Annotated in this window: 29 protein-coding genes, 1 pseudogene and 1 riboswitch; of the genes and pseudogenes, 10 read left to right on the forward strand and 20 right to left on the reverse strand. The window is 37.8% G+C overall.

Annotated elements, in window-relative coordinates:
• The first annotated feature begins 99 nt into the window (after positions 1-99).
• Positions 100-303 (forward strand): CDGSH iron-sulfur domain-containing protein, encoded by a 204-nt coding sequence (locus BR72_RS01745; protein ID WP_035429419.1) that lies wholly within the window; start codon positions 100-102, stop codon positions 301-303.
• Positions 304-337: 34 nt separating this feature from the next.
• Here BR72_RS01745 and crcB (BR72_RS01750) read toward each other — a convergent pair whose 3' ends face one another.
• Entirely contained in the window at positions 338-691 is a 354-nt protein-coding gene (gene crcB / locus BR72_RS01750) for a fluoride efflux transporter CrcB (protein ID WP_035429420.1), read from the reverse strand.
• Positions 688-1,092 carry a fluoride efflux transporter CrcB gene (gene crcB / locus BR72_RS01755; protein ID WP_035429422.1) on the reverse strand — a complete coding sequence of 135 codons (405 nt, stop codon included), beginning with the start codon at positions 1,090-1,092 and terminating at the stop codon, positions 688-690. The genes crcB (BR72_RS01750) and crcB (BR72_RS01755) overlap by 4 nt, the downstream gene beginning before the upstream one ends.
• Positions 1,093-1,257: 165 nt before the next feature.
• Positions 1,258-1,401, forward strand: a riboswitch (FMN riboswitch).
• A 300-nt stretch (positions 1,402-1,701) separates the two neighbouring features.
• Between crcB (BR72_RS01755) and ribD the strand changes: the two genes are divergently transcribed.
• The 4 genes from ribD (at position 1,702) to ribH (ending at position 5,357) form a co-directional block, all read left to right on the forward strand.
• Positions 1,702-2,814: a bifunctional diaminohydroxyphosphoribosylaminopyrimidine deaminase/5-amino-6-(5-phosphoribosylamino)uracil reductase RibD gene (gene ribD / locus BR72_RS01760; protein ID WP_035429424.1), complete on the forward strand. Its 1,113-nt coding sequence runs from the start codon at positions 1,702-1,704 to the stop codon at positions 2,812-2,814.
• A complete protein-coding gene (gene ribE, locus BR72_RS01765) occupies positions 2,795-3,439 on the forward strand; it encodes a riboflavin synthase (RefSeq protein WP_035429426.1) in 645 nt (214 codons plus the stop codon). The genes ribD and ribE overlap by 20 nt, the downstream gene beginning before the upstream one ends.
• A gap of 13 nt (positions 3,440-3,452) precedes the next feature.
• Positions 3,453-4,646: a bifunctional 3,4-dihydroxy-2-butanone-4-phosphate synthase/GTP cyclohydrolase II gene (locus BR72_RS01770; protein WP_035429428.1), complete on the forward strand. Its 1,194-nt coding sequence runs from the start codon at positions 3,453-3,455 to the stop codon at positions 4,644-4,646.
• Positions 4,647-4,895: 249 nt separating this feature from the next.
• Positions 4,896-5,357, forward strand: a complete 462-nt coding sequence (ribH, locus tag BR72_RS01775) for a 6,7-dimethyl-8-ribityllumazine synthase (protein ID WP_035429429.1) — start codon at positions 4,896-4,898, stop codon at positions 5,355-5,357.
• A 174-nt stretch (positions 5,358-5,531) separates the two neighbouring features.
• Here the strand turns inward: ribH and BR72_RS01780 are convergent.
• The 9 genes and pseudogenes from BR72_RS01780 to BR72_RS01820 form a co-directional block, all read right to left on the reverse strand.
• Positions 5,532-5,747 (reverse strand): annotated as a pseudogene (locus tag BR72_RS01780) (hypothetical protein); the annotation flags it as partial.
• A gap of 190 nt (positions 5,748-5,937) precedes the next feature.
• Positions 5,938-6,936, reverse strand: coding sequence for a biotin synthase BioB (bioB, locus tag BR72_RS01785; protein ID WP_035429431.1), 999 nt, complete (start codon positions 6,934-6,936; stop codon positions 5,938-5,940).
• Positions 6,890-7,747: a malonyl-ACP O-methyltransferase BioC gene (gene bioC, locus BR72_RS01790; protein WP_035429433.1), complete on the reverse strand. Its 858-nt coding sequence runs from the start codon at positions 7,745-7,747 to the stop codon at positions 6,890-6,892. The genes bioB and bioC overlap by 47 nt, the downstream gene beginning before the upstream one ends.
• Entirely contained in the window at positions 7,740-8,462 is a 723-nt protein-coding gene (locus BR72_RS01795) for an alpha/beta fold hydrolase (RefSeq protein WP_035429434.1), read from the reverse strand. The genes bioC and BR72_RS01795 overlap by 8 nt, the downstream gene beginning before the upstream one ends.
• Positions 8,459-9,646 (reverse strand): 8-amino-7-oxononanoate synthase, encoded by a 1,188-nt coding sequence (gene bioF / locus BR72_RS01800; RefSeq protein WP_035429436.1) that lies wholly within the window; start codon positions 9,644-9,646, stop codon positions 8,459-8,461. Before bioF ends, BR72_RS01795 begins: the two co-directional genes overlap by 4 nt.
• Complete coding sequence (bioD, locus tag BR72_RS01805) at positions 9,612-10,340, reverse strand: dethiobiotin synthase (protein WP_035429439.1); 729 nt, start codon at positions 10,338-10,340, stop codon at positions 9,612-9,614. The genes bioF and bioD overlap by 35 nt, the downstream gene beginning before the upstream one ends.
• Positions 10,340-11,719: an adenosylmethionine--8-amino-7-oxononanoate transaminase gene (gene bioA / locus BR72_RS01810; protein ID WP_035429441.1), complete on the reverse strand. Its 1,380-nt coding sequence runs from the start codon at positions 11,717-11,719 to the stop codon at positions 10,340-10,342. Before bioA ends, bioD begins: the two co-directional genes overlap by 1 nt.
• Positions 11,720-11,841: 122 nt before the next feature.
• Positions 11,842-12,189: a hypothetical protein gene (locus tag BR72_RS01815; protein ID WP_035429443.1), complete on the reverse strand. Its 348-nt coding sequence runs from the start codon at positions 12,187-12,189 to the stop codon at positions 11,842-11,844.
• A gap of 358 nt (positions 12,190-12,547) precedes the next feature.
• Entirely contained in the window at positions 12,548-14,734 is a 2,187-nt protein-coding gene (locus BR72_RS01820) for a bifunctional 2',3'-cyclic-nucleotide 2'-phosphodiesterase/3'-nucleotidase (RefSeq protein WP_035429445.1), read from the reverse strand.
• 301 nt (positions 14,735-15,035) lie between these two features.
• On the opposite strand from BR72_RS01820, the gene BR72_RS01825 reads away from it, so the two are divergent.
• Both BR72_RS01825 and BR72_RS01830 read left to right on the forward strand, forming a co-directional pair.
• Positions 15,036-15,803, forward strand: coding sequence for a GDSL-type esterase/lipase family protein (locus BR72_RS01825; RefSeq protein ID WP_035429447.1), 768 nt, complete (start codon positions 15,036-15,038; stop codon positions 15,801-15,803).
• A gap of 233 nt (positions 15,804-16,036) precedes the next feature.
• On the forward strand, positions 16,037-16,507 hold the full coding sequence (locus BR72_RS01830; protein WP_156107888.1) for a MarR family winged helix-turn-helix transcriptional regulator: 471 nt from the start codon (positions 16,037-16,039) through the stop codon (positions 16,505-16,507).
• 204 nt (positions 16,508-16,711) lie between these two features.
• On the opposite strand, the gene BR72_RS26615 is transcribed toward BR72_RS01830, so the two are convergent.
• The 7 genes from BR72_RS26615 to argC form a co-directional block, all read right to left on the reverse strand.
• On the reverse strand, positions 16,712-16,870 hold the full coding sequence (locus BR72_RS26615; protein WP_177206863.1) for a hypothetical protein: 159 nt from the start codon (positions 16,868-16,870) through the stop codon (positions 16,712-16,714).
• A gap of 54 nt (positions 16,871-16,924) precedes the next feature.
• A complete protein-coding gene (locus BR72_RS01835; RefSeq protein WP_035429450.1) occupies positions 16,925-17,476 on the reverse strand; it encodes a DUF2062 domain-containing protein in 552 nt (183 codons plus the stop codon).
• Between the two features lie 104 nt (positions 17,477-17,580).
• The gene (argF, locus tag BR72_RS01840; RefSeq protein ID WP_035429452.1) at positions 17,581-18,531 is read right to left on the reverse strand and encodes an ornithine carbamoyltransferase; all 951 of its coding nucleotides are present in this window, start codon (positions 18,529-18,531) and stop codon (positions 17,581-17,583) included.
• 13 nt (positions 18,532-18,544) lie between these two features.
• Positions 18,545-19,699 carry an acetylornithine transaminase gene (locus tag BR72_RS01845; RefSeq protein ID WP_035429454.1) on the reverse strand — a complete coding sequence of 385 codons (1,155 nt, stop codon included), beginning with the start codon at positions 19,697-19,699 and terminating at the stop codon, positions 18,545-18,547.
• Positions 19,668-20,462, reverse strand: a complete 795-nt coding sequence (argB, locus tag BR72_RS01850; RefSeq protein ID WP_035429456.1) for an acetylglutamate kinase — start codon at positions 20,460-20,462, stop codon at positions 19,668-19,670. Before argB ends, BR72_RS01845 begins: the two co-directional genes overlap by 32 nt.
• Positions 20,463-20,473: 11 nt before the next feature.
• Positions 20,474-21,697 carry a bifunctional glutamate N-acetyltransferase/amino-acid acetyltransferase ArgJ gene (gene argJ, locus BR72_RS01855; protein WP_035429458.1) on the reverse strand — a complete coding sequence of 408 codons (1,224 nt, stop codon included), beginning with the start codon at positions 21,695-21,697 and terminating at the stop codon, positions 20,474-20,476.
• Between the two features lie 12 nt (positions 21,698-21,709).
• A complete protein-coding gene (gene argC, locus BR72_RS01860; RefSeq protein WP_035429460.1) occupies positions 21,710-22,747 on the reverse strand; it encodes an N-acetyl-gamma-glutamyl-phosphate reductase in 1,038 nt (345 codons plus the stop codon).
• Positions 22,748-22,980: 233 nt separating this feature from the next.
• On the opposite strand from argC, the gene BR72_RS01865 reads away from it, so the two are divergent.
• Both BR72_RS01865 and BR72_RS01870 read left to right on the forward strand, forming a co-directional pair.
• On the forward strand, positions 22,981-23,166 hold the full coding sequence (locus BR72_RS01865) for a YqzH family protein (protein ID WP_035429461.1): 186 nt from the start codon (positions 22,981-22,983) through the stop codon (positions 23,164-23,166).
• 61 nt (positions 23,167-23,227) lie between these two features.
• Positions 23,228-23,596, forward strand: coding sequence for a hypothetical protein (locus BR72_RS01870; RefSeq protein ID WP_035429463.1), 369 nt, complete (start codon positions 23,228-23,230; stop codon positions 23,594-23,596).
• Between the two features lie 23 nt (positions 23,597-23,619).
• Here BR72_RS01870 and BR72_RS01875 read toward each other — a convergent pair whose 3' ends face one another.
• Together BR72_RS01875 and BR72_RS01880 are read right to left on the reverse strand one after the other, a co-directional pair.
• Positions 23,620-24,414 (reverse strand): SDR family oxidoreductase, encoded by a 795-nt coding sequence (locus BR72_RS01875; protein WP_035429465.1) that lies wholly within the window; start codon positions 24,412-24,414, stop codon positions 23,620-23,622.
• A 9-nt stretch (positions 24,415-24,423) separates the two neighbouring features.
• Positions 24,424-25,374, reverse strand: a complete 951-nt coding sequence (locus tag BR72_RS01880) for an MBL fold metallo-hydrolase (RefSeq protein ID WP_035429467.1) — start codon at positions 25,372-25,374, stop codon at positions 24,424-24,426.
• A 173-nt stretch (positions 25,375-25,547) separates the two neighbouring features.
• On the opposite strand from BR72_RS01880, the gene proI reads away from it, so the two are divergent.
• The gene (gene proI / locus BR72_RS01885; protein WP_035429469.1) at positions 25,548-26,387 is read left to right on the forward strand and encodes a pyrroline-5-carboxylate reductase ProI; all 840 of its coding nucleotides are present in this window, start codon (positions 25,548-25,550) and stop codon (positions 26,385-26,387) included.
• The last annotated feature ends 9 nt before the right edge of the window (positions 26,388-26,396 follow it).

Raw genomic sequence — 26,396 nt, forward strand, 5'->3', positions numbered from 1 at the left:
TCATTTCTATTTTCTCACAAAAAGCATTGTTTCTAAACATTGTCAAGTCATTCTAGTAAGTATATGATAAGCATATGCGTTTGGTGAGGAGGTGTAACAATGGGGAAAGTACAAATTAAAGTAAATGATAATGGTTCGTTTCGCATTACAGGGGATGTGGAACTAATCGATGCGGAAGGAAATGCATTTCCAGCAAAGCCGGCATTTTCACTATGTCGCTGCGGGTTATCAAAAAATATGCCGTATTGCGATGGTTCACATAAAGGACAATTTGAATCTGCTGTAAGGGCACCGAAAGAATAACACAAGACGCGCACAAAAACATGTGCGCGTTTTTTTACATACTTCCCACATAAAATCCTAAAAAAGCAATACCAATACCTATTACATAACTCATAACAAAATATAATAATGCCTTTTGACCTTCTCGTTTATGTATCAATTGGATCAATTCCAGTTGATATGTTGAAAAAGTCGTAAATGCTCCCATAAATCCTGTGCAACATAATAATACCCACATTTTAGCTACTCCAGCACCGTATAACAGACCGAGTAAAAACGAACCCATCATATTCACAAAAAATGTTCCATAAGGAAAAGAATCCCCATATTTTTCTTTCGCTATCGTACTAATAAAAAAACGGGCAATTGCCCCGAAAAAACCACCGATACTAACAAGTAATATATTCATATGTTTCCTTCTTTCCTCCTACTACGTTCATATAGCTTATTCCCAACATAAAATCCGCCAAAAGAGAAAAGCAATCCTCCTATCATACTTGTGCTCACATATAAAAAAGCCATTGTGAACGATTCATGCTGCAATAACTTTAGCGTGTCTACACTAAAAGTTGAAAACGTTGTATATGAACCAATTATCCCTGTACCAATAGCACTTATCATAAGCGGTGAAACCTGTTTCATCCGAAAGATAGACATCGTTAAAAATGCTAACAAAAAACTGCCACTCATATTAGCTAACCATGTTGCTAATGGAAAACTAGTAAAAGATGTTGTTTCAAAAAGCTGTCCTACTCCATAGCGAGCTAAGGCTCCGATAACGCCGCCTATTCCTACTGCAATATATTTCATACTTCCACCTCGTTTTAAACACTATATAAAATTTTTCTACACTAGTATAACAAATTTATTCTCTTTGCTAATGCACGATTTAAGTCCTTTTTATTTTCATACAATTCTTCACATTCAAATATTTTTATAGCCTTTTGTCTTTTTTGTGCTATAATGTGAGCAAACAGCATCCTTCGGGGTCGGGTGAAATTCCCAACCGGCGGTGATGAAGTGCACACTTCTAAGTCCGTGACCCGTTTTCAAGTTGAAAACGGTGGATCTAGTGAGACTCTAGAGCCGACAGTATAGTCTGGATGGGAGAAGGATATGTTTTCTAGTACGTATAATAGGATAAGTTTATTTCAGCATGCACATTTGTACTGTTTATTTTTAAACATACATATGTTTTCTTTCGTATACCATTGTTTTCTTTGCTGAAATCATACAATAACACTAGCATGTAAAAAAATAGATATTTGCTGGGATTCTTTTCTATGCAAACATATCGATTAACGCTAGGTTTCTTTCGTATACTCTCGTATCCTTCTTATATTTCTAGAAACATCGTCTCTCTCACCCCAAGGATTCTATCCTTGGGGTTTTTTGATTTTTTTTAGGAGAGGTGAGTTTATGACAGATCAAGAATATATGGCACTTGCTTTGCAATTAGCAAAACATACAGCTGGGCAAACAAGTCCTAATCCTATGGTCGGTGCTGTTGTTGTAAAAGATGGGAATATCGTTGGAGTAGGGTCCCATTTACGAGCGGGAACTGAACATGCTGAAGTTCACGCCCTCCGCATGGCTGGTGAAAATGCGCACGGTGCAGCAGTATATGTAACACTAGAACCGTGCAGTCACCACGGAAAAACGCCTCCTTGTTGTGATTTACTCATCGCAAAGAACGTTAACCGAGTCGTTGTTGCAGCACTAGATAGCAACCCGCTCGTTTCAGGTCAAGGTGTCAAACGATTACAAGAAGCTGGGATTGACGTAACAATTGGTGTTCTGGAAAAAGAAGCAAAAGAATTAAATCGTTACTTTTTCCACTACATGAAAACAAGGCGTCCATTTGTCACACTAAAAACAGCAATGAGTTTAGATGGAAAAATTGCTACTCGGACAGGAGAAAGTAAATGGATTACCGGTGAAGAAGCACGCGCTGATGTACACCGTTATCGTCATACACACGATGCCATTCTCGTTGGTGTAAATACAATTATTACTGATAATCCGCATTTAACAACGCGAATTGTAAATGGCGGAAAAAATCCGATTCGCATCGTACTTGATACACATTTACGAACACCGCTTTCATCTCATGTAATTACAGATGGCGAGGCCCCAACATGGTTTATCGTTGGAAATGGCGTTTCAAAAGAGAGAATCGCAACATTTCAATCAGATATGGTATCTGTATTGCAAATGAAAACGAATCGTATTGAAATAAACGAACTGCTCGATCTTCTCGGAGAAAAAAATATTCTTTCTCTCTTTGTCGAAGGCGGACAAACAGTTCATGCAAGTTTCTTAGAAGCAAAATGTTTTCAAGAACTGATTACTTATATTAGTCCAAAGCTAATTGGTGGTAAAGAGGCCCCAACATGTTTTGGCGGAAATGGTTTTACACAACTTGAAGATGCACTCGCGCTGCACATTCAATCGATGAAACAAATTGGTGATGATATTAAAATAGTTGCCACCCCAAGAAAAGAGGTGCCTTATGTTTACAGGAATTGTTGAAGAACTTGGAACAATCGCTAATATGCAGCAAACTGGCGAAGCTATGAAACTGACAATTTCGGCAAAGACCATTTTGGAAGACGTAAACTTAGGTGACAGCATTGCTGTTAACGGAATATGTTTAACCGTCACTTCTTATACAACCCATTCTTTTACCGTTGATGTCATGCCTGAGACGATGCGCGCAACGTCTTTGCAGTCACTTACTCGCGGTTCAACAGTAAATTTAGAGCGCGCTATGAGTGCAAACGGCCGCTTTGGTGGGCATTTTGTGACAGGACACATTGACGGCATTGGAACAATTATTGATAAAAAAAGAAGCTATAACGCTGTATATTACAAAATTCAATTACCAAATGAATTGCTTCGCTATTGTTTACAAAAAGGGGCTGTTGCCATTGATGGTACAAGTCTCACAATCTTTGGAGTTGAGGAATCTTCCATCACGATCTCTCTCATTCCACACACATTAAGTCAGTCAGTAATCGGAATAAAAGCTGCTGGCGATATCGTGAACATTGAGTGCGATATGATTGGAAAATACATTGAGCGTTTTATTACAAAGCCAACATCTAAAAAGAGCTCAATTACAGAAAGCTTTTTACAAGATAATGGATTCCTATAAAGGAGGAAATGAAATGTTTCATCGAATTGAAGAAGCGCTAGAAGATTTAAAACAAGGAAAAGTTATTATCGTATGCGATGATGAAAATAGAGAAAATGAAGGGGATTTTATTTCTTTAGCCGAGTATATTACCCCTGAAACAATCAACTTCATGATTACACATGGGCGCGGCCTTGTATGCGTTCCGATCACAGAAGAATATGCCAATCGTTTAGAGTTAGGACCTATGGTTTCACAAAATACAGATTCACACGGTACGGCTTTTACAGTTAGCGTCGATCACATTTCGACGACAACTGGTATTAGTGCGCATGAACGTGCGACAACTGTACGTGAACTATTAAATCTTGAAGCTGCAGCAAGTGATTTTAAACGCCCTGGACATATATTCCCTTTAATCGCAAAAGCAGGTGGCGTTCTTCGCCGCGCTGGGCATACAGAAGCTGCTGTAGATTTAGCAAAATTATGCGGCGCCGAGCCAGCAGGTGTTATTTGTGAAATTATAAATGAAGATGGAACGATGGCACGAGTGCCTGACTTATTAGAAATTGCAAAGCAATTTCATTTAAAAATGATTACAATTGAAGACTTAATTGCATATCGCCGCCATCATGAAACATTAGTGCAGCGCGAAGTCGAAATTACATTACCAACTGACTTTGGTACATTTCGGGCCATCGGCTACTCCAATTCTCTAGATCATCAAGAACATATCGCTCTTATAAAAGGTGATATTTCTACAGAGGAACCAGTGCTTGTACGCGTCCATTCTGAGTGCTTAACTGGTGATGCGTTTGGATCTTGCCGCTGCGACTGTGGTCCGCAGCTTCATGCAGCGCTCGCTCAAATTGAACGAGAAGGAACAGGAGTTCTTCTGTATATGCGTCAAGAAGGACGAGGCATTGGACTGCTTAATAAATTACGAGCATATAAACTGCAAGAAGAGGGCTACGATACTGTAGAAGCAAATGAAAAACTCGGCTTTGCAGCTGATCTTCGTGATTATGGTATTGGCGCACAAATTTTAAAAGATTTAGGGTTACAACAGCTTCGCCTATTAACAAATAACCCACGTAAAATTGCAGGCTTACAAGGTTATGATTTAGAAGTTGTAGAACGCGTGCCGCTCCAAATTCCAGCAAAAGAAGAAAATAAAGCATATTTACAAACGAAATCAACAAAATTAGGTCATTTATTAAATCTATAATATATAGCTGCAAATTAAAAAAATGACATACAAACCCTTTTTTTAGGGGAGGGCGAGAGCGTCTGGCCACGTATAGGAGCGGTCGGGGCCTTTTCCTGCCACATGCTAGGTTTGAAACAAAAGGAGCAGTCATTAAAAACCCTTTCTTTTTGGGTAGGCGAGGGCAAATCATATTTTGCTTTGCATAGCAGCAACTTCTATGTTGGAAAAATTAATATAAATTTAAATAGATTAAGGGAGAGATACATGATGGTATTTGAAGGTCATTTAGTTGGTACAGGATTAAAAGTAGGTATTGTCGTTGGTCGTTTTAACGAATTTATTACAAGCAAGCTATTAGGCGGTGCATTAGACGGTTTAAAGCGTCACGGGGTAGAAGAAAATAACATTGATGTCGCTTGGGTACCTGGTGCATTTGAAATTCCGTTAATTGCAAAGAAAATGGCAAACAGCGGAAAATACGATGCTGTCATTACACTTGGAACAGTGATACGCGGCGCAACAACACATTATGATTATGTTTGCAATGAAGTCGCAAAAGGCGTAGCTTCTCTTTCATTACAAACAGAAATTCCTGTTATCTTTGGCGTGTTAACAACAGAAACGATTGAACAAGCAATTGAACGCGCTGGTACAAAAGCTGGCAATAAAGGCTGGGAATCAGCCATTGCAGCGATTGAAATGGCAAACTTATCCCGCCAGTGGGCATAGAGTGAAACTTCCTCTTGTAAAACGCTTTTTCTCACAAGAAGTTAGCCCACCCAATCGGGCTCTTATGGCTGGTTTGTTTTTCTTCCTGCGCTTACTTCTTACCAGCCATTTGAGCGGGATCAACTGATTACATTTCGAACAAAAAGAGGCTTCGGCCTCTTTTTATTTTTCTGCTTTTCCTTCTTGCACAATTTGTAGTTCTTGACGCACTGCTTTTAAATTTTTTCCTTCTGTTTCAATTCCAAAGTACGCAGCTTGGTGCCGAAAATGCTGTTCAACCCTCTTTTGCAAATCTTTCTGTTCAGGATTTTCAACAGCTTTTACTGGGTCGGCACTAACTGCTTTCCATAAAATAAGAAAACTCATAAACGCTAATATATGTTTATGCATTCGAATCCCCCAAATCACGATTAAACTCCCTCTTACTATGTACAATTGCAGAATTGGAAATTCGAATACATATTATGTCATCTCTTTACAGATCCAATGATTCCAACACTTATATACGCTTTATTACATTTTATTTACAAAAAAAGAAAGCTCCTTCATAGAGAGCTTTCTTCTCAAGTTAGCATAGGGCCTACAATGCACATTCCTCAATTTCAAACCCTAAATCTTCAATCATTCCCCAGTCTGTTGTTGGCTCTTGGCCAGCAGTTGTTAAATAATCTCCAACGAAAATTGAGTTTGCTGCAAATAAACCAAGCGGTTGAACAGATCGCAAATTAATTTCACGTCCGCCAGATATACGAATTTCTTTTGACGGATTTACAAAACGCATCATCGCTAATACTTTTAAGCACTGCGTTGGTGTTAATTCTTTTTGCCCTTCTAACGGCGTTCCTTTCACAGCAACAAGGAAGTTACATGGAATAGAATCCGCATCTAGACGCTTTAATTCGAATGCAATCTCTACGCGTTGTTCCGTCGTTTCACCCATTCCGAAAATTGCACCAGAACACGGTGATATCCCCGCATGCTTCGCCTTTTCAACTGTATCTACACGATCGTCAAATGTATGGGTTAAACAAATGCTTTCGTAATTATCTACATGTGTATTTAAATTATGATTGTAACGATGTACGCCAGCTTCTGCAAGGCGCTCCGCTTGATCTTCATTTAAGAATCCAAGGCAGCAACAAATCTTCAAATCAGTCGTTTCGCGAATTTCTTGTACCGCTCCAATAACATGATCAACTTCTTTATTCGTTGGGCGACGGCCAGAAGCAACGATACAATATGTGCCTGCCTTACGCTTGATTGCTTCATGCGCACCTTCTACAATCTTCTCTTGTGTTAACCAAGCATATTTATCAATCGGCGCTTCGGATACGATTGATTGCGAACAATACCCACAATCTTCTGGACATAAACCTGACTTCGTATTAATAATCATATTTAATTTTACTTTTTTCCCAAAGTAATGATGACGAATTACATACGCCGCATTCATAATTTCTAAAATTTCTTCGTCATTTGCTTGTAAAATACTGAGTGCCTCTTCTTTCGTTACATCTCTTCCCTCTACTACTTCAAATGCGATTTGCTTCCAATCTGTTTTCGTTTGGACATGTTTCATTTCTTCTCTTCCCCTCTTTTTTCATATAAGAAAATAAAGCATGATATGTTGCTGCAATTCGTTCACATTTTGTAAAATCTCGTTCATATATGCGAAGCATACTACGAAAGATAGAAGGGCTTTGACAATAAGATTCTTCATTACTGTTCGTTGCTCCAACTTTACGAATCGATTGTAAAAATTCACGAACTGTAGCAAATGTTTCTATGTAACATGTTTCAGTAATCTGTATATCCCCTGTTATTCTTTTACACAACCCTTGCAGCTGTAACCCTGTTAAAAATCTTTGCCCAACAGTTGTAGTATTCTCTATGGCATTCGCTGTTTTCGCACGCTCAAATGATGTATGAAGCTCATGAAACGTTTCATTTCCAAATGTTGAAAACAACAGCACACCATCTTCACGTAAATTTTTATATAAATGTACTAATGTAGCTGATAAATCATTTAACCATTGAAATGTTGCATTCGAGATTATTACATCATATCGCTCGTGAAGTGTAATACGTTCAATGTCTTCACATCGAAATGTAACAGCCTCTACATTACACCTTGTTTTTGCTTTTGTAATCATACTTTCTGCAAAATCAACAGCGGTAATCGTTGCCTTCGGAAAGGATGTTGCTAGTTGCTCTGTGACATAACCTGTGCCACAGCCAAGTTCTAAAATATGAATTTGTGCCGCTTCATCGAAGTGCTCTTTCATACGAGCAAGCAGCCGATCCGCCATCTTTTTTTGAACACTTGCATATTGATCATAGGATACAGCCGCTTGATTAAATCGTTTTTGTAATAACGCCTTGTTAATCATTTCGCTCTATCCCCTTTACAAACTGTATCATTTCTTTTGCACATCGCTTTGCTTGTGTGAAACAAAGTGCATGTCCAGCTTCTTCTATAATCGTGAGTGATGCGTTTATTTTTTCTTGCATATACTCCGCAGCAGAGAGAGGACAAATCATATCATCTTTTCCATGAAGGAGTAATACTGGCACATCTATTTGTAATAGCTGTTCTCTAACATCTGTTTCTATTAAATATTGGAGTCCACATTGCAAAGAATGAATCGAATCACCTTGAAATTGTTCCGCTATTTTCAAGAATGCAATATCATGTCCGTTTTCCTGCTCCGCCTTGGAAAACATACTCACATAAAACCGTTTCAACGTATCATCTTTTTGTTTCAAAAGATTTCGATTCATTCGTTCAACAAAAGAGTTTTTCCAGCCATGTATGTAATCGGAATCAGTTGTAAATTTCGCTGTTCCTCCTAGTAACACAATCCCTTTCGTTTGCAATGAATGATGTACTTGAAGAGCGGCCAATGCTCCAAGTGACCAGCCAACTAAAATTACTTCTTTCCCTTCTGCTACCTCTATAATTCGACGTTGAAACTCCTGTTTATCTTCACTATTACGCCAATGAACAACATGTACGGGAAAATCATGTAAATGCGGAAGGAATGCTTCCCAAACCAGTTCTTCCATGCCCCATCCGGGAATGAGAATAAGACTAGGCTGCGTCATGAAATCACTCCTTCTTCTTTTCCAATTTGTACAATCCGCTGCGTTGCCCATTGTAAATCATCATTCGTATGGTGAGCTGTTACGGCAAAGCGGATGCGAGAACTATGCTGCGGAACAGTAGGCGGCCGAATAGCAATCGCTGCTATTCCTGCTTCTTGCAATTTCATACTAAAACGGAGCACTGCTTCATTAGACCCTACAATTACAGGAACAATATGCGTCGTGCTGTCTCCAATATGAAAACCAGCTTCTTGCAAACCTGTTCGAAAATATCGGCCATTTTCTATTAATATATGACGATGTGTTTCATCTTTTCTCACAATGTCAATTGCTTTTCCGATTGCACCAAGCGTTCCTGGTGGTAAAGCAGTTGTAAAAATAAAACTACGCATCGTATTGATCATATACTCGATGCAAACAGCATTTCCGGTAATATATGCACCATAGCAACCCAATGCTTTACTACATGTACCCATATGAATATCTATCGACTTGGCTAATTTCGGATACTCATGAGCAAGACCCGCTCCGTTTTTCCCGTATATTCCGCCCGCATGTGCCTCATCAACCATAAGAAGCGCTCCGTACTTTTCTTTTAGCATCACTAAATCTTCTAAATGAGCCCTATCTCCATCCATGCTAAAAATAGAATCCGTCACAATAAGTTTTCGCTTGTCTGCCTTAGCAGATTTCAGTAATTGCTCTAAATGCTCTAAGTCATTATGACGATAGCGCTTATGCTCAGCACCACTTAATACGATGCCATCTACAATACTGGCGTGATTCAGCCTATCGCTAAATACAATGTCATGACGACCTACAAGTGAAGAAATTGCTCCGACATTTGCCGTATAACCACTATTCACAATTAGTGCTTTTTCAGTTTCTTTCCAAGCGCATATTCGCTGTTCAATTTCTTCATATAACGGATAGTTCCCGACAACGAGACGGGACGCCGTCGCTCCGGTCCCATACGTTTTTGTCGCTTCAATTGCAGCTTCTTTTAACCGTACATCACCAGCTAATCCTAAGTAATTGTTTGAAGCTAAATTTAATAATCTCTTTCCATTTCGAACGAGCCACGCTTGTTCGGCGTGCTCCGTTGCCAACAATTTTCGGTGCTGTGACGTTTCTATAAGACTCGATAGCTTAGACTGAAAATGCGTTTCCCACACTGGATTCATTGCGTAAAAACTCCTCTAATTTTGAGATAGCAATACTCTCTTCTGCCGCTTGTAATAGTTCATTTCTCGTAAAGTTTTCACGGAGCGCTGGCAGCAATCCAATAACCGGTACGCCGCTTAATTCTTCTATCATTTCTTTGTTTTCTATTACTCTTTCTTTTTCATGTTCTCGGCATCCAGATAAAATGATACCCGCGACTGAAAGACCGTGTGCTTTTGCATAAGAAACCGTTAAAATAGTATGATTCACTGTCCCAAGCGTTGGCCTTGCTACAATAAGCACTGGTAATTGCAGCTGTTTCGCAAAATCGACAACGAGGGCATCAGTTGTGTAAGGAACGACAAGTCCGCCAGCGCCCTCTACAAACAAAGAGTCGAATTGTTTTGATAATTCATTGTAATGACTCGTAATATCTGATAATAGCACTTGCCTTCCTGCCCGCCTCATTGCTAAGCGAGGCGCAAGCGGTTCTTCAACTGAATAAGGGCAAATCTCTTCACATGATATTGTTACACCGGCAGCAGCTTTCAACCGAGCAGCGTCTCCTTCTGGATGAGAGGCAAGATGACCGCTTTGCAATGGTTTATACACGCCAATATTGTATCCGCGCTCGCGAAGCACACCAGCTAATGCACCTGTTACAACCGTTTTCCCTACTTCCGTATCGGTCGCTGTCACAAAGAAACCACTCATCATTTCTCCTCCGTTACCTCTTGAATAGCTTGCTGTAAAATTGCAATCATATCATCAAGCTCTTCTATCGTTGACCCAAGCGGCGGCATAAAGACAACAACATTCCCTAGTGGACGAAGAATCATTCCTAAATCACGTGCTCTTCTACAAACCTTCACACCGACTCGTTCCTGCCAAGAATATGCTTCCTTCGTTTCTTTATTTTGCACGAGCTCAATGCCAATCATAAAGCCTCGCTGACGAATATCTCCCACATGCTTAAATCCATGCAAAACTTCTAAGCGCTTTTCGATATATTCTGCTTTATGACTAACAGATTCTATAAGATTAGTCGTTTCAAATAATTTCAAGTTTGCAAGCGCTACTGCACAGCCTAGTGGATTTCCTGTATAACTATGGCCATGGAAAAACGTTTTTTGTTCCTCATAATCACCTAGAAAAGCACGATAAATTTCATCTGTCGTTACGGTAATAGCAACCGGTAAATATCCTCCTGTTAACCCTTTTCCAGCAGTTAAAATATCCGGTGTGATTCCTTCATGTTCGCATGCAAACATTTTGCCTGTTCTGCCAAATCCCGTTGCTACTTCATCTGTAATAAGAAGAACATTGTATGCTGTACAAAGCTCTCTTAATCCTTTTAAATAACCATCTGGCATTGTAATAATCCCGCTCGCCCCCTGGACAATCGGTTCAACAATAACAGCTGCTACTTCTTCGTGATTCTCTCGTAATAAATCTTCCATTTCTTCTAAATGTTTTTTCACAATCATTTGCCCATCTTCCCCATAAGGAGAACGATATATATACGGATATGGTACTTTTAACGTATCGAATAAAAGCGTACTATATGCTTGGTGAAACATATCAATTGCCCCGACAGATACCGCTCCAATTGTGTCACCGTGATATGCTTCTTTCATCGTAACAAATCTCTTCTTATTAGGCTTTCCTTTATGCTGCCAATATTGAAAGGCCATTTTAATTGCAATTTCAACTGACGTTGCACCAGAATCAGAATAAAAAACTTTCTTTAGTCCATTAGGTACAATTTCAATAATTTTTTCGGCTAATAAAATACTTGGTACATTCGCGATACCTAGCAATGTAGAGTGCGCAATTTTGTTTAACTGCTCACGAATCGCATCATCTAGCTCTTGAACATGGTGACCATGAACATTGAGCCAAATGGAAGACACACCATCCCAATAGCCTTTTCCATTCACATCGTATAATTTTCTTCCTTCTCCCCGTTCGATAATGACAGGATCATCTTCCAAATAATCTTTCATTTGGGTAAATGGATGCCATACATAATCTTTATTTTTTTGAGCTAGTTCCTCATATGTAAAAGTTTGCTCCATGCTCCTCACAGTCATGATTGTCACCTCTAATGTTAACTTGTTTGTTTAAAAGGTTAACATTAGAGGGCAAATACTGTCAATTCTTTTTCATGGAACCATGTTCTAAAAAAAGAAGACTTATCCTATGATAAGTCGCCCTATTTTTTGCTCTGAATTTTACCAATCTCTTGAATTAACTGTTCGTCCGTTTTACCTTCTACGTCGATTCCAAGCTCTTTCGCATGCTCACGAAGAAGCTCTTGTCGCTTTTCAGAACGCACTACACTTATTTCTTTTTGAATCTGTTCTTTTGGTTTTCCTTCTGTAGAAATTCCGAATTTATCTGCTGTTTTTTTCATTATTTCTTCTTCATCTTGTCTCACTGTTTCTTTTGGTTTTTCAACACTTTTCTTTATTGGATTAGGAGATGACGCAAATGCTGTATAAATTCCAGCACCAAAAATGACTGTGAACACCATTGAAATCGTTATGATCTTTACCTTCATATTTTCCCCTCCTCATATTCATTATAAAGAACAAAAAGATAATTTATATCCTTTTCTTTATCATATAACTTCAAAAATAACTGTTGATATTCCTTCTATTTTATATAATAAAAATTTACTACCACGATATGAATCGGCGATGATAGGATTTAGTAGTATTTCGCTTCAAGATTTCAGAAATCTGGTGAATGGTGCGAACCAGTACAGAACGAAGTATGAATTGGTATTTCAGCTAATTTGCCATTTTTATCTTTTTACTGGTTGATACATTAATTAGTGCTGGAACGATTCCTACATTCTTTCATGAAATAAGGAATAGAAAGAAAAGTCCACTGCTAAGCAGCGGACTTTTTCTTTCTTATTTATTTAATTTCTTTCTTCTAAATAACGCAATCGCACCTGCCCCAATAAACGCAAGACCTGCTCCTAATGTCGTAAACATATTCGCTCCTGTCTTTGGCAAGTTGTTGTCTGTTTTCGCTTGCTCTTTACCTGCGTCTGTTGCTGCCGGCTTCTCTTCGTTGTTTTTATTATCTTCTGTTGTTTTCGGCTGATCTCCGCCATTGTTGTTATCTGTTGGCGTTTTCGGCTCATCAGTTCCATTATCGCCACCAGCTGGTTCATCTTTTTTTGATAAATCAATTGCATATTTAGCAAATTCATTTTCTGATGGACTAACGTAAGAAATGTTGCCGTCTTTTGTTATATATTTTTGAGCATTTGGAGAAGAATCAAATGTAATATTCAATTTCTCACCAGTGATTGGTTTAAATGCCCAGTTTTTATCTGCTGTCGGGTTAATTGTTTTTATTTGTTTCATATATTCTACAATAATTTGACGTGTTTCATCAGGAGATTGTAAAATTACTTCCCCATTACTTACACCTGGGAATGTTTTACTGCTACCACGGTAGTTATTCGTTGCTACAACAAACTCTTGACTATCCGATACTGGCTTTCCATCAAACGTTAAGTTCACAATACGATTTGCAGCTTCATTTACAACTTTTCCATCTTTGTCATATTTAGCTGGCTGCGTTACATCAATTTCATATTTCACACCGTCTAATACGTCAAAATTGTATGTTGGATAGTTAACATTCACTAATTTTTGCTCATCTTTGTTCTTTGGATCGATTTGATTAAATTGACCAGCAGACATTTCTAACCAATCTTTCAACTGAGCCCCATTTACTTTCACTGCATATAATGTATTTGGATATACGTATAAGTCTGCAACGTTTTTAATTGCAAGCGTTCCCTTTGGAATGTCTGTATAATATGTAGCGCCGTTACGGCCACCTGCTTTAAACGGTGCACCTGCTGATAAAATTGGCAGCCCTTCAAATTCCGTACCCTTCATCTTCTGCTCTGTGTACCACTTTTGTGCATTCGTTACAGTTTGAACAGATGGATCATCTTGTACAAGCGCAAAGTAACTATTAATTGGCGCTGTCGTTTCGCCAACTGGTGTATTTACATATTTAATTGTTCCTTCATGGTCATCCTTTATTGCTTCTACTAATTTTTGGTCTGATTCTACTAAAGCAGTTCCTTTACTATCTGCAATTGGACGAACGGCAGGTTTCGATTTCTCTTTTTGTACTTCCCATTTTCCGTTCACTTGCTTTAATTCCATATCAATCATTCCTAAATTACTTCCGAAAACACCTGGCATTACAACAGGAACACCATTCTCATACTTGTCCGTTATTACTGTATGAGAATGCCCCATCAGCACTGCGTCAACACCAGGAACTTCTGTTGCTAAATAATAAGATGCATTTTCCATTCCAGAATTGTAACCGCTTTTATCAACACCCGAATGAGCTAGCGCAACGATGATATCCGCGCCTTCCGCTTTCATTTTCGGTACCATTTCTTTCGCTGTTTCTACAATATCCTTCGCTATTACTTTTCCTTCTAAATTCGCTTTATCCCATCCCATAATTTGCGGTGGAACAAAGCCCATTACACCAATCTTTACTTTATGCTTTTGACCAGCCTCATCTTCTACTTCTTTTTCAAACACATGGTATGGCTTGAAATAATTTTCACCAGTTTTCGCATCATATACATTCGAGTTAATTACAGGAAACTGTGTTTTGCTAGTTGCTTGTTTTAAATAATCTAAACCGTAGTTAAATTCATGGTTTCCAAGAGAAATGACGTCATATTTCATCATATTCATTAAACGATATAATGGATGGACATAGCCTCCATCTAAACCTTTTACTTTTGCTACATAATCACCAAGCGGCGTTCCTTGCAATGCATCTCCATCATCAAATAAAACAGAGTTTTTTGCCTCTTTACGTGCTTCATTAACTAAAGTCGCTGTTTGAACTAATCCTACTTTATTATCTGTTTTTGTTTGATAGTAATCATAGTTCATTAAGTTCACATGAATATCAGATGTTTCTAATATTCTTAGTTTTACAGCACTTTCCTCTCCTTCTGCATGTGCAGGTGTAGGCCATACTTGCGGAGCAATAACACCTATTGCAAGTGCAGCACCAGCCAACGTTTTTGTTGATTTCTTCACAAAAAATCCCCCTTATAACATAGTCCCTAGTTATAAAATATACGATGGGATCAGTGTCCCTACTTCTTAATCACCCAAATTGCCAAGACGTTAGTTGTCCTACTTCTTTTGCGATTTGGATAAATTTACCCCATCTAAAGTTCATCATAACGAACTGTCGTTTATATCGTCAACAAATTTTGACGTACTTCTACAAATTTTATGTTAAAGTATTGTAAAATTTTTGTGAACACGTAATGTGTATTCCATTGCTTCTCATCATGAATATGATAAAATAACCATTTATAAGGAGGATAACATAATGAAAAAACTTCTTTTATCTACAGTTTGTCTCCTCCTTCTTATCATTACACTTTTGTATTGTGACAAGAAAAATGAGACAAATGTTCAAAAAGAATCTTCAGTAGCAACCGTTCCACACTGGATTGATACACAAACTGATGCGACGCTTCATCATCTTGTTCTAGGTGATTCTCTTGCAAAAGGTTACGGGTCTACACAAGGTGGGTACGTACAAGTTGCTTCTCATATATTAGAAACACAATTACAAAAACAAATTATCGTCGATAATCTTGCAAAAAATGGGTTAACAACAGACCGGTTACTTCAAATGATGCAAACCGAAGAAATGAAGCAAAAAATAAAAGAAGCCAACATGATTACAATTAGTATTGGCGGAAATAATGTTTTACACATCAACCGAAACGTCGGTGCTTTAGAAGGAATGAAGTTATTAAATGAAGAGAAAGATTATTTTGAACAAGACTTACAAAACATTGTAAAAACGATTCGTGCCGCTAATCCGAATGCGCTCATCATTCTCTCTGAACTCTATAATCCATTAAAACTAGAGGATGCCATTGCTTCTTACGCAAGTGTTTTCTTAGACAATTGGAATAAAGTGATCTATTCGATTTCAAAAGAAAATCAACCTTCACTCGTCTTACCGATTCGTAATTTATTGCCAAATGATCAAAAAGATTTACTATATGATCAAGTTCATCCAAATGATAAAGGATATGAGAAAATCGCCGAATCGTTTGCAAAACAAGTGTTATCATATAAGTAGGCGACGTTCCTACCTATGGTTATATAAATACAACGACCTAAAAACATCTTTTTTAGATAGGCAAGAGCATTTGGCCATGCATAGTAGCGGTCAGTTCCTTTTCCTGCCACGTGCAATATTTAAAACAAAAGGGAATTATATAGTTGAACTAATCGAACCCTTATAGGCGGTTTTTCGCCTTAGATTCACACAAAAATCATTCTATTTTTATAACATTGTATTTTTTTGTTACAATAAGGACAGAAGGGGGCTGTTATATGGATTCACGTGAGTGGGAACACATTGTTGATCATCTCCTTTCGCTAGTGCCTCTTTTTTATCGCAAGTTTATGCTTCCTGGAGAGTTTTCTTCTCAGCGACATATGCCGCCATCACATACGCAGGTATTATTGTTATTGCATGAGCGAGATACATTAGCAGTTTCAGAAATCGGCAAACGGTTAGCTATTTCAAGACCGAATATGACACCACTGTTAAATAAACTCATTCAAGAAAAGCTTGTAGAGCGCCACTATAGCGAAAAAGATCGGCGTGTTATTTTAATGTCTCTTACAGCTGAAGGAAAATCATTAGTCAATCAATACAAACAATTCCTTTTAAAAAAACTAAAAGAAAATTTACAAACATTATCAGCAAGCGATCGGGAACAGTTAACCCATTCATTGCAAACAATCCAAAATGTAATTTTGAAAGCGAATATATAAGGAGGTGACTAAAAAGTCTACTTTTTAGTCACCTCCTTTCACTTTTTGGTATGATTCAACTCAGCGAATCGACTACTTGTATGTCAAATATCGTCAAGGGGTCTTTAAATCGTGTCGAAGCGCCGGTATATTGCAAAGAACGGTCGATAACGGAAAAAAGCTACTGATCTAAAGGGCACTTATATGCCTTTTAGGTCAGCAGCTTTATGCTTCGTAATAATTTCCATAATATACATTTGAATATGGCCAAGTAGTTAAATACGGTCTACTTTCTTGTAATGGTTGCACAGTTTGCCTTATATATGGAACAGGATAATACTTAACTTGTGGATGGTACCTTGGATCATAATAAGAAAAAAACATCACATTTCCTCCTTTTTAGAAGCATATTCAAAAAGGAAATGTGATGTGCATTCATTATAGTTGTACAATTGGGCTTTTTATTTGTTTCTTTCTTTTCGTCAGTCGTAATTTACGATTTTTCTCGTACAAATAGTACATAACAAAATAAGCAATTACGCCAAGTACAATCCCTAAAATCGTCATACCTATTATTACATAGACTTCACTTTGTAATAAGCCTTTTAAGATTGTTAACCCATTTACTGAAAAAAAATCTTTTATTGTATAATGGTGAAGCGGTATTTTTTTTATCTCAAAAGGATAAATAAGTTTTCCTAGTGCATGCGCAAAGGGAATTAACAGAACAGGTAAAAATGTTAATTTACCAATAATATTACCGATAACCGCTGCAGGAAACGAACCTTTCAGTAATCGAACAAGCGGATAAAAAATAAGATATACGAGCGAAGCCGTATGAATAACTAACATCTCCATTCCAAAACCAACAGCAAATCCGCGTGAAACAATTTTCGCGCCTTCTGGTGCACGCAATAATTTATAATAATTTACCTTCACTCCTCGCCAAATACGTTGAAAGAATGAATATGTTTTCTTATTTACTCGCATCTACACCATCTCTCTTATATTTTTCTGTTTCTTACTATTATAAAGTATGTAACGAGAAAATGCGAAAGCTAGATAAGACATTTCAAATGAAAAACAACCTTCTATTATGAAGAAGGTTGTTTTTCTTGTAATAAACTGACTAATAATGCCTTTTGTACATGCAGGCGATTTTCCGCTTGTTGAAACACAATGGATTGTGGACCATCAATAATTTCTGAGGTGACTTCTTCTTCGCGATGTGCTGGTAGACAGTGTAGAAAACGATAAGTTGATTTTGCTTCTTGGACAAGTTGCTCATTCACTTGATATGGCTGAAACAATTTATATTTCTCTTTATTATCCTCTTGCCCCATACTCATCCAAACATCTGTATAAATAAAATCTGCTTCTTTGACCGCCTCTTTTGCATTATATGTAATCTCAATTTTAGCTCCTGTTTCCTTTGCAATTTCAATCGCACGCTTCACTATTTCTTCATTTGCTTCGTAGCCTAGAGGCGTTGCAACTGTAATGTTCATCCCTACTTTTGCACTCGCAAGGAGCAATGAATGACAAACATTATTTCCATCACCAACGTAAGCAAGCTTAATATTTTTAAATGTATTTACTTCTTCATAAATCGTCATTAAATCTGCCAATGCTTGACACGGATGGTGATCATCTGTTAATCCATTAATAATAGGAATTGTCGCTTCCTTTGCTAATTCTTCTACTTCCGCGTGTGAAAATGTTCGTATCATAATTCCATCTATATATTGTGATAACACTTTTGCAGTATCTGCAATACTTTCTCCTCTTCCAAGTTGCAGTTCCTTACCATTTAAAAACATACCATATCCTCCAAGCTGAATCATTCCAGCTTCAAAAGATACACGTGTACGAGTAGAATGTTTGTCAAAGATCAATCCTAAGATTTTCCCATTTAAGAGAGGTAATGTTTTTTCTTTTTTTACGTACATCGCAAACTCAATAATTGCAATGATTTCTTCTTGTGCTAATTCTTCTAATGTTAAAATATCCTTTGTTTGCAGTTTTGGTACAGACACGATTTGCATCCAAATTCCTCCTCTATTTTAGCAGCGCTTGTTTACATACACGATTCATCATTTGCACCGCTTCATCTATTTCTGCTTTCGTTACAATAAGCGGCGGTAATATACGCAATACATTAGGGCCAGCTTGCAAAATTAGAAGACCTTCTTTCTCTAACGCGGCTACCATCGCACTAACTTCTCCTTTGCAAACAACTCCAATCATGAGTCCTTTTCCGCGAATATCAATGATCCACTCCTTATCCTCTAATTCTTCTTGTAATTTCCGTAAAAAATACGTTCCTTTTTCTTGTACTTCTTTCAAAAAAGAGGTACAAGAAACAATTTGTAATACTTCTTTTGCAGCTGCCATTGCAATAAAATTCCCGCCAAACGTCGAGCCATGTGTTCCCGGAGAAAAAACAGATCCTAACTCTTTTTTACTAAGCATCGCTCCGACCGGAATACCATTTCCAAGCGCTTTTGCAACTGTGACAATATCAGGTGAAATTCCCATTTGTTCATATGCGAATAACGTCCCTGTTCTTCCCATTCCGGTCTGCACTTCATCGACGATGAAAAGTGCACCGTATGCATGACATAACTTCTCAATTTCACGTAAATACGTAACATCTGCTGGAAGAACACCACCTTCTCCCTGTACAATTTCCACCATAACAGCTGCGACTTCTTCATTCATCGCTTCTTGAAACGCGGTGATATCATTAAATGGAAGGTGTAAAAAACTTGGAAGAAGTGGTCCAAATCCATCATGAATTTTAGATTGTCCTGTTGCACTCATCGTCGCAAAAGTTCGTCCATGAAATGATTGTTTACACGTAATCACAACCGATTTCTCGGTATACTTACGTGCTAACTTCAGTGCTGCCTCATTTGCTTCCGCTCCGCTATTACAAAAAAATGCATAGTGTAACTCGCGATTGTTTGTTAATAACTTAGCAACTTCTTCTTGTACTGTATGAGGAAATAAATTTGAAATGTGCCATATTGTTTGTAATTGCTTTTCAACAGCATTTACGACCACTGGATGACAATGCCCTAAATTACATACCGCAATGCCAGAAGTAAAATCTAAATATTGCTTTCCTTGTTTATCTGTAACCTTTGTGCCGTTTCCGTTCACAATTTCAATATTTCGTCTACTGTATGTTGGAAAAACATGTTTTCCCACTACCTCTCCCCCTTTTTGTTACTGTTGTGCCAATCCATTCCTCTTTGTTTGTCAAAAAACCTTGTGTACCGTTCACAATTACAGCCTCCTTTACACCTAGCTCTAATGATGCTAGTGCAGCTTTTACTTTCGGAATCATCCCACCAGTAATCGCCCCATTATCGATAAGTTCGAGAAGTTGCTGTTCATTTGCTTTCTCAATGAGCTTATCCTTATATATAACGCCATCTACATCTGTAATAAAAATTAATTTCTCCGCATTCATTGCTGTCGCAATTGCCGCCGCTGCTGTATCTGCATTCACGTTATATAGCTGTCCATCCATTACTCCAACGGGCGCAACTACAGGAATATACTGATTTGCTAACAAACACTGTAATAATGTTGTTCGAACAAATTTCACTTCACCAACATAACCAAATTCTGCTTCTAGCGGAGCGACTTGCAATAACCTTCCATCACATCCAGATAGTCCAATCGCATCAATTTTTTGGTCATTTAATTTTGAAACAAATGTCTTATTTGTACTGCCGCATAATACCATTTGTACAATTTTCATAACCTCTGTTGTTGTCACACGTAATCCATCTTTCTTTTCAATGGGAATACTTAATTTGTTTAGCGTCGCATCAATTTCAGGCCCACCACCATGAACAATAATCACATCATACATTTGCGCAATTTGTTTCATACATTGAAAAAATGTTTCGCCTAAACGAGCCAACATACTGCCGCCGCATTTTATTACAATACGTTCTCTCATCTCGTCTCTCCCTATGTGCGATAACAAGCATTAATTTTGATATATTCATAACTTAAATCGCATCCCCATGCTCTTCCGCTTGACTTGCCCATTTGTAGATACACATCGATAACCAGCTCTTCTTGTTGCAGCATTTGTTTCATCTCCTCTTCTGAAAAACATTGAGGTTCACTATTCTTTAACACCGCAATCGATTGAATAGAAATATCAACCGCACGTGGTTCAATCACAATACCACTTTGTCCAATTGCACTAATAATCCGCCCCCAGTTTGCATCCTCACCGAATGCAGCAGCTTTCACAAGATTGGAGCCAACAATTTGCTTCGCGATCATATTTGCTTCTTCTACAGTTCGCGAACCATGCACATTTACCTCAATTAACTTTGTCGCTCCTTCTCCATCTTTCGCAATTTGCTTTGCTAAATCTTCACATACTTTTCCAAAAGCAAATAAAAACTTCTCCCATTCTGGATGTTCTTCGTATATTGCAGTTGTATTAGATAACCCACTCGCCATAACAAGCACCATATCGTTTGTCGACGTATCCCCATCGACTGTAATTTGATTAAATGTATGATTTGTAACTTGAGATAAAGCTCTTTGTAATGTTTCACTTTCTATATTCACATCAGTCGTAATAAACCCAAGCATCGTTGCCATATTTGGATGAATCATCCCCGATCCTTTCGCAGCCCCGGCAATTGCAACCTCTTTCCCTTCAATTGAAAACTTGTAACATGATTGTTTCGCAACTAAATCTGTCGTCAAAATTGCTTCATAAAACGATGTCGCAACCCCTACTTCTGTTGATGGTTGTAATGAAAAAATACCACTACGTACTTTCTCCATGGGTAAAGGCTCTCCGATGACGCCTGTGGACGCTACCGCAACGTAGTTTTCCTCTACACGAAACTGTTTAGCTGCTAATGCACGCATTTCATATGCATCCTGCAAACCTTTTACACCTGTACAAGAATTCGCATTTGCACTATTCACAACAATAGCCTGTAATTTTTGCTTAGTATCAATACTTTCTTTCGTCACGATAATCGGAGCTGCTTGAAATTGATTTTGCGTATAGACAGCCCCGCAGCTCGCTGGTACTTCACATACGATTGCTCCTATATCTTTTCTCTCTTTTCTTAATCCTGCATGAATGCCGATCGCGGCAAATCCTTTTGGTGTTACAATTGAACCGTTTTCTATCTTCGCGCATAATACTGTTTCAATCATGCTTTCTCCCCCTTACGGATACAACGGCATGAATTGTAAATTCTCCGTCTCCGCTATCCCTGCTAATAGATTTGCATTTTGCACAGCCTGCCCAGCTGCCCCCTTCATTACATTATCAATGACTGCCACAATCGTAATTCGGCCTGTTCGTTTATCATAAGCCGTTCCAATGTCACAAAAGTTGGATCCCCTTACCTCTTTTGGACTTGGAAAAACTCCCTTTTCTCGTATTCTTACAAACGGTGAATGACAATAGCTATCCTCATAAACTTGCTGAAGCACAACATCTGTTATTTCTTGCTTCGCCTTTGCATAGAGCGTGACCATAATTCCTCTCGTAATTGGAATCAGATGTGTACTAAACGTGATTGGTTTCATGTTCTCATCCCACTCTTGCAACATTTGCTCAATCTCTGGAATATGCTGATGTTCATTTACTTTATAAATGTATAAATTATCGTGAATTTCCGGGAAGTGCGTCATACTTGTCGGCGTCTTTCCTGCCCCAGAAACTCCTGATTTTGCATCAATAATAAGGGAATCTACTTCGATGATTCGGTTTTTTACTAATGGCGCTGCCGCCAGCAAAGTGGCAGTTGCATAGCATCCTGGATTCGCAATTAAGTTTGCAGCTCTGATTTCGCCTTTTTTCCACTCCGTTAATCCGTACACCGCTTGCTGTAATACCGCTTCTTTCGCAGCTGTTTTGTTATACCACTCTTCATATATAGCCGGTTTTCGAATTCGAAAATCTCCTGATAGATCAATCACTCTTACCCCAGCCTCTAGTAAGCTCGGTGTCAAATTTGCCGACACCCCAGCCGGCGTTGCTAAAAACACAAGATCCGCCTCTTTCGCAATCCTTTCAACATCTACCTCTGCTAATGAATGGGAAACAAAAGTAGATAAATGAGGATATGGTATCGTCATGACTTCTCCAATTTGCGAATAAGAATGTACCGATGTCACCGTAAAAATTGGGTGATGTGTTAATAACCGTAAAAGCTCAAGACCTCCATATCCAGTTGCCCCAATAATCGCCGCCTTCATAATTCCTCCTCATTACCTTTTAGATTTAAATACGATTATAATATTGTATATTTATAGAGTCAATTAAATATTTATAAATTTATAAACTATTAAAATTAACGTTTTAAAGACACTTTACTGATAAAACTTTTATAACAAATGAATTTTTATGCAAAAACAAAGATATGGAGATTTTCTTTTCAAATTCAAGTACAATAAAAACAATACATATATACATATAGGTGAGAAAAATCATGAATGAAAAATTAATCGAAAAAATGATTACAAAAAGTTTTCAACAATATCAATGTGCGCCAACTTTACAAGAAGACTATAAAATGCTTATAGAACGTATTCAAAACATACTTTCTAGTAATACAGAGGTTGACTTGTATGAAGCAATAGAGGATGTCGTATATGAATACATTACGCTATCGTAAAAATTGAAAAACTTATAACATGTTAAAGGAGTATGAAGCATGAAAAGGAGGATTATGAAAAATGAAAAAAATTTTTATTCTTCTCGGATTACTTACTTTCTTTTTAACAGCTTGCCAAGATAACACCATGAACTTCACAGACATTTATCCTCGTATTCATGTAACAAAAATAGAAATAACGAAAGGCAATGGAGAAAATACGATTATTACAAATCAAACACATATCGACGAATGGATCAATCACATGCAGTCAATTATATTTACATCAGAAGAAAGCCAAGAGAAAAAAGTTGGATATTTATATTCCATAAAAATGTATAACAAAGACGAAGAAGTAGGCCATTTCACGACTTCTGAAATTAACGGATATTATTACAAAGAAAATACTGAATTAGTATCAGCCATAGAAGATTTAACCAACAAAAAATAGGAGATTCTCTATTTGAGAATCTCCTATTTTTTACTTAATGATTTTCCAGCAACACGCTCGAATAACCCTGGAAACAATGAAAAAATAATCGGTCCTAAATTCATCCACTTCGGTAAATTTACTTCACGCTTTTTCATTACGATTGCTTTTACAATTTGCTGCGCTACATAGTTTGGTTTTAATATGTAACGTTCAACACTTTTTACGTATGTACCAGATTGATCTGCTATCGTATGAAAGTTTGTGTCAATTGGACCTGGATTAATTGCTGTTATCGTAATGTTTGTATTGGCAAGTTCCATACGCAAGCTATTTGTAAACCCTAATACCGCATGTTTCGTTGCTGCATATGCACTTGATTTCGGCGTTGCAATTTTCCCTGCCAGTGAAGCGATATTCACAATCTGCCCACTATTTTGTTCAATCATATAAGGTAAAATCGCTTTCGTACACGCTACTAAACCGAATACATTTACATCAAACATATCTTTAACTTCTTGAACGGATGCATCAACAAACGTTTTAAACACCCCAAAGCCAGCATTATTGACTAGTATATCAATACGTCCTATATCTTGAAGCATTTGTGCAAAAACAAGTTTTACTTCTTCTTCATTACTTACATCCAACACATAATAATGACAAGAAGTACGATATGCGGTTTCAATTTTTTGTTTGAGCGCTCGTAATTTTTCTTCTGTACGAGCAATTAGGACAGGGATTGCACCGCACTCCGCTGCTTGCATCGCTAACTCTTCTCCAATTCCACTTGAAGCTCCTGTTATGACGATTACTTTATCTTGTAAACGCCTATTCATGGCTGTCACCTACTTTGCATAGTAAATCCATTGCTCTGATGACTTATCAATCATCACCTGTTGATTATATGCTAAAAAGTCTAATTGTCCAACTGTTTCAGAGATTGTAAGCGGTAACTGCTTTTCATATAGCACAGGAAATAGTTTAACGCACACTTCAAATGCTGTCATCGGTTGTTCCTTTAATAAATTTAACACTTTAAAGGCTCGTGTCTCTTGTTTTTGAAGACGCTCGTTTACTAATTTTTTCACATCGATAACATCTTCCCCATGCCCTGGTAAAACGCGTGAAATATTCATACTAGCTAAGCGCTTTAATGTCTCATTGTACTGCAGCATCGGCTTCGCTCGTTCTGTTTCTCCTTCGTATGGCGGTTCTAAAATTGGATTAGAGGAAATATGACCAATTAAGGCATCACCGCCAATTAGCAATCCATCCTTTTCACGATATAAAGAAATATGAGTAGAAGCATGTCCTGGTGTTTCAATCACCGTAAATTCCGGCAACGAAGCAACGCGGTCCCCTTCCCTCACCGTATGTGTAAGCGAACGTTTACAAGAGTAAATCATTGTTTTCGTTAACGATGCACTTTGTTTTAAACATGTTTCTGGGACGCCCAATTGTCTAGATTCTTCTAAAAAGAATTGTTGATATCGCTTTAGAAATTGCGGATCTTGTGTAATCCACGGTTCATTCCACGGATGGCCTACAATATTTGTTTGATTAGAGAATATATCCAATAGTCCGCAATGATCTGCATGGTGGTGTGTCAGCACAACTGTTTCAATATCTTCTACCTTATATCCTAGTGTATTTAGTTGCTTCTCTAATGCTAGTCTCGATTTTTCTGTATTCGTTCCTGTATCAATTAATGTTAGTGTCTCTCCCTCCACTAAAAAAACATTAACGATTTCCACCGCAAATGGAACAGGAATTTCCAATCTATGAATAACTGTCATACTATAAGCCCCCTCTGTTTCTCCGTTTCAAAAATGAATCTTCCTTCAGTTTACATCTAACATGAAAATTTGTCATTATTTTCAGATAAAAAGAAGGGATTTTCTATGAAGGGCCGAATGTATGTAAATTTAAACAAGCTTTTCGTATACGCATAGTAAAAGGAGGACACATCATGTCAATACAAAAAATTGCTTTTGTCGGCGCAGGCTCAATTGCCGAAGCTACAATTGCTGGATTATTACAAGCCCAAGTTGTAAAAGGAAAACAAATTGTTGTTAGTAATCACTCTAATAAAAAAAGGCTGCAAGAGTTGCATCACCGTTACGGTGTACATGGTACACATGATAAAAAAGAGCTGATTACTCACGCTGATATTATATTTTTAGCAATGAAGCCGAAAGATGTTGTGGAAGCTCTTACTCCATTACGAGATTATATTACCAAAAATCAATTAATCATTTCATTACTAGCTGGCGTATCCACGACATCCATTGTCACTTTACTGAAAAAGGATGTCCCTATTATTAGGGCAATGCCAAATACATCATCAGCAATTTTAAAATCTGCTACTGCCATTTCTCCTTCTGCTCATGCAAAAGATGAACATATTATGCTCGCAAAAACGCTTTTTGAAACAATCGGTCTTGTGTCTGTTGTAGAAGAAAAGCATATGCATGCTGTTACCGCTTTATCAGGAAGCGGTCCAGCTTATATTTATTACGTTGTGGAAGCAATGGAAAACGCAGCAAAACAAATTGGCTTAGAGGAAACTGTTGCAAAATCACTTATTCTCCAAACAATGATTGGCGCCGCAGAGATGTTAAAAACAAACGAAAAGCACCCTTCTATATTACGAAAAGAAATTACATCGCCAGGAGGAACGACAGAAGCTGGCATTGAAGTGTTGCAAAGCTTTCAATTTCAAGAAGCACTAATTCAATGTATTACAGAAGCAACAAAACGTTCTCATGAGCTTGGTGAAACGTTAGAGAAGTTTGTAAGTGAAAAATAAAAAACCTTG

Origin of the sequence: Bacillus sp. UNC322MFChir4.1 (assembly GCF_000746135.1) — a bacterium.
Classification (GTDB): Bacteria; Bacillota; Bacilli; order Bacillales; family Bacillaceae_G; genus Bacillus_A.

Coding starts and splice junctions, on each gene's coding strand:
- BR72_RS01825 (WP_035429447.1), top strand. CDS start 15,036: ATGAAAAAACTTCTTTTATCTACAGTTTGTCTCCTCCTTCTTATCATT.
- BR72_RS01865 (WP_035429461.1), top strand. CDS start 22,981: ATGAATGAAAAATTAATCGAAAAAATGATTACAAAAAGTTTTCAACAA.
- BR72_RS01745 (WP_035429419.1), top strand. CDS start 100: ATGGGGAAAGTACAAATTAAAGTAAATGATAATGGTTCGTTTCGCATT.
- crcB (WP_035429420.1), bottom strand. CDS start 691: ATGAATATATTACTTGTTAGTATCGGTGGTTTTTTCGGGGCAATTGCC.
- proI (WP_035429469.1), top strand. CDS start 25,548: ATGTCAATACAAAAAATTGCTTTTGTCGGCGCAGGCTCAATTGCCGAA.
- BR72_RS01815 (WP_035429443.1), bottom strand. CDS start 12,189: ATGAAGGTAAAGATCATAACGATTTCAATGGTGTTCACAGTCATTTTT.
- bioD (WP_035429439.1), bottom strand. CDS start 10,340: ATGAGTGGTTTCTTTGTGACAGCGACCGATACGGAAGTAGGGAAAACG.
- argJ (WP_035429458.1), bottom strand. CDS start 21,697: ATGATTGAAACAGTATTATGCGCGAAGATAGAAAACGGTTCAATTGTA.
- bioC (WP_035429433.1), bottom strand. CDS start 7,747: ATGATTAACAAGGCGTTATTACAAAAACGATTTAATCAAGCGGCTGTA.
- ribE (WP_035429426.1), top strand. CDS start 2,795: ATGTTTACAGGAATTGTTGAAGAACTTGGAACAATCGCTAATATGCAG.
- crcB (WP_035429422.1), bottom strand. CDS start 1,092: ATGAAATATATTGCAGTAGGAATAGGCGGCGTTATCGGAGCCTTAGCT.
- BR72_RS01875 (WP_035429465.1), bottom strand. CDS start 24,414: ATGAATAGGCGTTTACAAGATAAAGTAATCGTCATAACAGGAGCTTCA.
- bioA (WP_035429441.1), bottom strand. CDS start 11,719: ATGACTGTGAGGAGCATGGAGCAAACTTTTACATATGAGGAACTAGCT.
- BR72_RS01880 (WP_035429467.1), bottom strand. CDS start 25,374: ATGACAGTTATTCATAGATTGGAAATTCCTGTTCCATTTGCGGTGGAA.
- ribD (WP_035429424.1), top strand. CDS start 1,702: ATGACAGATCAAGAATATATGGCACTTGCTTTGCAATTAGCAAAACAT.
- BR72_RS01870 (WP_035429463.1), top strand. CDS start 23,228: ATGAAAAAAATTTTTATTCTTCTCGGATTACTTACTTTCTTTTTAACA.
- argC (WP_035429460.1), bottom strand. CDS start 22,747: ATGAAGGCGGCGATTATTGGGGCAACTGGATATGGAGGTCTTGAGCTT.
- BR72_RS26615 (WP_177206863.1), bottom strand. CDS start 16,870: ATGTTTTTTTCTTATTATGATCCAAGGTACCATCCACAAGTTAAGTAT.
- argB (WP_035429456.1), bottom strand. CDS start 20,462: ATGAGAGAACGTATTGTAATAAAATGCGGCGGCAGTATGTTGGCTCGT.
- BR72_RS01795 (WP_035429434.1), bottom strand. CDS start 8,462: ATGACGCAGCCTAGTCTTATTCTCATTCCCGGATGGGGCATGGAAGAA.
- bioF (WP_035429436.1), bottom strand. CDS start 9,646: ATGAATCCAGTGTGGGAAACGCATTTTCAGTCTAAGCTATCGAGTCTT.
- bioB (WP_035429431.1), bottom strand. CDS start 6,936: ATGAAACATGTCCAAACGAAAACAGATTGGAAGCAAATCGCATTTGAA.
- BR72_RS01770 (WP_035429428.1), top strand. CDS start 3,453: ATGTTTCATCGAATTGAAGAAGCGCTAGAAGATTTAAAACAAGGAAAA.
- ribH (WP_035429429.1), top strand. CDS start 4,896: ATGGTATTTGAAGGTCATTTAGTTGGTACAGGATTAAAAGTAGGTATT.
- argF (WP_035429452.1), bottom strand. CDS start 18,531: ATGCAAATCGTGTCTGTACCAAAACTGCAAACAAAGGATATTTTAACA.
- BR72_RS01835 (WP_035429450.1), bottom strand. CDS start 17,476: ATGCGAGTAAATAAGAAAACATATTCATTCTTTCAACGTATTTGGCGA.